Consider the following 3,764-nt stretch of genomic DNA (forward strand, 5'->3'; position numbering starts at 1 on the left):
TAATAACATTTTAATGTAAAAGTATGAACATGTACGTTTCGAATTTAAGTTTTCACACTACAGATGAGGACTTAAAAAATTTATTCAGCGATTTCGGTGAAGTTTCTTCTTCAAAAGTAATTACCGACAGGGAAACCGGCCGTTCACGCGGATTTGGTTTTGTGGAAATGCCCGAAGAAGCAGATGCTAAAAAGGCTATGGAAGAGCTGGATGGCAAAGATATCGAAGGCAGGGCGCTTTCTGTTACCGTAGCCCGTCCTAAGGAGCAACGCTCCGGTGGCGGTGGCGGTTCGTTTTCGCAGAATCGTAAAAGATGGTAAACTGATTCAACGCTATAAATCAGAACACAATACCCGGACATATACCAATTGTCCGGGTATTTTTTTATCTTGGCGTCCCGTTCCACATCGTTTAAAATAATATACATGAGATACCTCAGCGCAGTAGCTTTCCTCTTTTTCGCCTTCGCCTCTTTTTCACAAAGCAACGCCATAGCAATTATTCCAGAACCTGTTTCTATAGTGCAGCAACAGGGCGTATTTACCTTAAAGGATAATATAACCATTGCTGTTACTGATGATAATGAGGCTGTAAAAGTAGCCGGCTACCTGTCAAGTGCCATAGCTGCTCCAACTGGTTTTGCAACTGCCATAAAAAAGAACGGCAATGACGGAAATATCAATCTTATTATTACCGCAACGCCTGATAAAGCGCTCGGCAGCGAAGGTTACAGCCTGGTTGTTTCGCCGGAATCAGTAACCATTACTGCTAACCAGGCCGCCGGTCTGTTTTATGGCGTTCAAAGCTTTATGCAATTACTACCCAAAGCAATAACCGGCAAGTTTGTTAGTAAAGATGTATCATGGACGGCTCCCTGCGTTGAAATAACAGACTATCCCCGTTTTGGATGGCGTGGCTTAATGTTCGATGTGTCGCGTCATTTCTTCACTAAAGAAGAAGTGAAGCAATTTATTGACGATATGGCAAAATACAAGTTCAACCTCCTGCATATGCACCTTACAGATGACCAGGGATGGAGGATTGAAATAAAAAGCTTGCCTAAGCTCACTTCCGTAGGCGCATGGAATGTAAAAAAAACCGGCACCTTTAATTATTTTTCAGCGCCCGGCGCCGATGAGCCACGCAACTACGGTGGTTTTTATACGCATGACGATATCAAAGAAATTATTCAATACGCGAAAGACCAGTTTATCAATGTCCTTCCTGAAGTAGACGTGCCGGGGCATAGCCTTGCCGCTATTGCTTCCTATCCCGAATTATCCTGCACCCCGGGCGCTGATAAATACAAAGTGAATTCTGGCGAACCTTTTATGGTATGGCCTTCAGGCGGTCATTTTTACGGGCTGGTGGATAACACCCTTTGCCCGGCAAACGAAAAAGTGTATGAATTTTTAGATAAGGTATTTACGGAAGTAGCGCAGCTTTTTCCCTTTGAATATATACACATGGGCGGCGATGAAACAGCAAGGAATTTCTGGGAAAAAAGTGCCGCGATAAAAGCGCTGATGAAAAAAGAAAATCTTAAAAATTTAGATGAAGTACAGAGCTATTTTGTGAAACGGGTGGAAAAAATAATAGAATCGAAAGGAAAGAAAATGATAGGCTGGGATGAAATTCTGCAGGGTGGTTTGGCACCCAACGCCGCGGTAATGAGCTGGCGCGGCATTAAAGGCGGTATAGAAGCCGCAAAGCAAAAGCACGAAGTGGTGATGAGCCCCACTACTTTTGCTTACCTGGACTATATGCAGGGCGATGCGGCAATAGAACCACCTGTGTATGCCACTTTGCGATTAAATAAAGCATACCAGTTTGAACCTGTTCCCGATGGCGTGGATCCCATTTACATTAAAGGCGGACAGGCTAATTTATGGACGGAGCAGGTATACAATATGCGCCACCTGCAGTATATGATCTGGCCGCGTGCATTTGCCATTGCTGAATCGGTTTGGTCGCCCAAAGCCAAAAAGAACTGGAACAGCTTTGTGCCCAGGGTGGAAAAACAATTTGAGCGCTTTGATGTAGCTGAGATCAAATATTCACCTGCTGTATACGATCCCGTTTTCAAAATAACGAAAGGTGAAAAAAACTTACCCTTGGTTGAATTAAGCACCGAAATCAACGGGCTGGATATCTACTATAGCTTTGACAATTCCTTTCCTGATCAATTTTACCCGAAATACACAAAGCCGCTTACCATACCCAAAGACGCGGCAACGATGAAAGTGATCACTTACCGTGCTAGTAAACCCATTGGCAGAATGATAGTAATAACGGCTGCAGAGCTAAAGAAAAGAGCAGGAATAAAATAAGTTTATAATCATTGCCTCTACAGTTCAGCGTGAGGGATATTAAATCCGAAGGAAAGCATCAAAAGACAAATCACAAAAAACAAATAAATCTCAAACTTAAAATCCGGCAGAGGCTGCCAGCGATCAGCCGTCAGCTATGAGCAATACAAGAGCAGCCAGCCAACTCAAAGAAATATAATCCGCTTCTGCCATAGGGTATTACTTCGACCCTTAAAAAATATTACGCCTGTTCAGATTCGTTTAAGGTCTCGTAAAGACGTTCATGAAAAGCTGATTATCAGCACTGTAAAATTAAAATCCGAAGCCGAAAATCAGAAGAAAAGAACTAAAAACCACAAACTATAAACCATAAATTATAAATCCTTAGCCTGCTCCTGCACCGATTTATCAGATTCAACCTCTACCTGCTCAATCCAAACTGCGTAATTGTTGGGGTAAATATGCGACCCTTTATGAATAGCATACACCCTGGTAAATACAGCCCCGAAATAAAGGATGGTTGCGGAATAATATACCCATAACAATATTACGATCACTGAGCCTGCTGCTCCGTAGGCTGAGGTTAAGCGGTTATGACCCAGGTAATAGCTTATGCCCAGCTTGCCGATCATAAATAACAGGGCTGTAGTAAACGCTCCCGCACGCACATGGCGCCATTCTATTTTGGCATCGGGCAAAACCTTGAAGATCAATCCAAATAAAAACGAAGTAATGGCAAAAGAAAGTAACACGTTAAATACATAAGCGATGATGACTTCTGTATGGGGAAATATAACGGTAAGCTTATTGATAAATGCATCCATTACCGCATTGATAATAAGGGATACGAGCAATAAAAATCCCAGCGTAATAATAAGCGAAAACGAAAGCAACCGGTTCACGATCAGCTTAACCCATCCCTTCCTGGGTTTTGCTTTAAGCCTCCATATAGCATTGATGGAATCCTGTATCTCTCCAAAAATACTGGTGGCTCCAAAAATAAGCGTAGCGATGCCTATGGTGGTTGCAAATCCGGTTTCATACGACAGTGTGGCATTGCGAATGGTTTGCTGTATCTGCAATGCTGCATCCCTTCCTACCAGCCCGGCTATTTGCCCGTATACGGTTCCCTCTACGGCTTTGTCACCATAAAAGATATCGCTGATCCAGATAACAACAATAATAAGCCCCGGCAAAGAAAAAATAGTATAATACGCCAATGCCGCACTTAGCTTCAAAACTTTATTGTCAATAAAATCTGAAAAGGTTTGTTTGGTTATTTTCCATGCTCCTTTTACTGTCATGCCATATATTAAAATAAAACTATGCCAGACTTTTCCATCTTGCCTGATAAATGTACGCTAAATGTGGCAGGCACATACAGGCAAGGGAGCATTCCAAATTGTCGCATTGCTTTGCTTCATGTGGGCGGTGAAGACCTGTCTGCCGGTCAGG

At 42.7% G+C, this 3,764-nt stretch carries 3 protein-coding genes; 2 read left to right on the forward strand and 1 reads right to left on the reverse strand.

Annotated elements, in window-relative coordinates; genetic code table 11:
• The first annotated feature begins 29 nt into the window (after positions 1-29).
• Together rbp and PLE34_RS21725 are read left to right on the forward strand one after the other, a co-directional pair.
• Complete coding sequence (gene rbp, locus PLE34_RS21720; protein ID WP_502875904.1) at positions 30-320, forward strand: RNA-binding regulator; 291 nt, start codon at positions 30-32, stop codon at positions 318-320.
• A 105-nt stretch (positions 321-425) separates the two neighbouring features.
• Positions 426-2,330 (forward strand): beta-N-acetylhexosaminidase, encoded by a 1,905-nt coding sequence (locus PLE34_RS21725; protein WP_324560721.1) that lies wholly within the window; start codon positions 426-428, stop codon positions 2,328-2,330.
• A gap of 353 nt (positions 2,331-2,683) precedes the next feature.
• On the opposite strand, the gene PLE34_RS21730 is transcribed toward PLE34_RS21725, so the two are convergent.
• Entirely contained in the window at positions 2,684-3,613 is a 930-nt protein-coding gene (locus PLE34_RS21730) for a YihY/virulence factor BrkB family protein (RefSeq protein WP_324560725.1), read from the reverse strand.
• Positions 3,614-3,764: the final 151 nt, after the last annotated feature.

Source organism: Agriterribacter sp. (assembly GCF_035445465.1).
GTDB lineage: Bacteria > Bacteroidota > Bacteroidia > Chitinophagales > Chitinophagaceae > Agriterribacter.

Excerpts from the sequence above, each read along its gene's own strand:
- PLE34_RS21725 (WP_324560721.1), top strand. The coding sequence starts at position 426 with ATGAGATACCTCAGCGCAGTAGCTTTCCTCTTTTTCGCCTTCGCCTCT.
- PLE34_RS21730 (WP_324560725.1), bottom strand. The coding sequence starts at position 3,613 with ATGACAGTAAAAGGAGCATGGAAAATAACCAAACAAACCTTTTCAGAT.
- rbp (WP_502875904.1), top strand. The coding sequence starts at position 30 with ATGTACGTTTCGAATTTAAGTTTTCACACTACAGATGAGGACTTAAAA.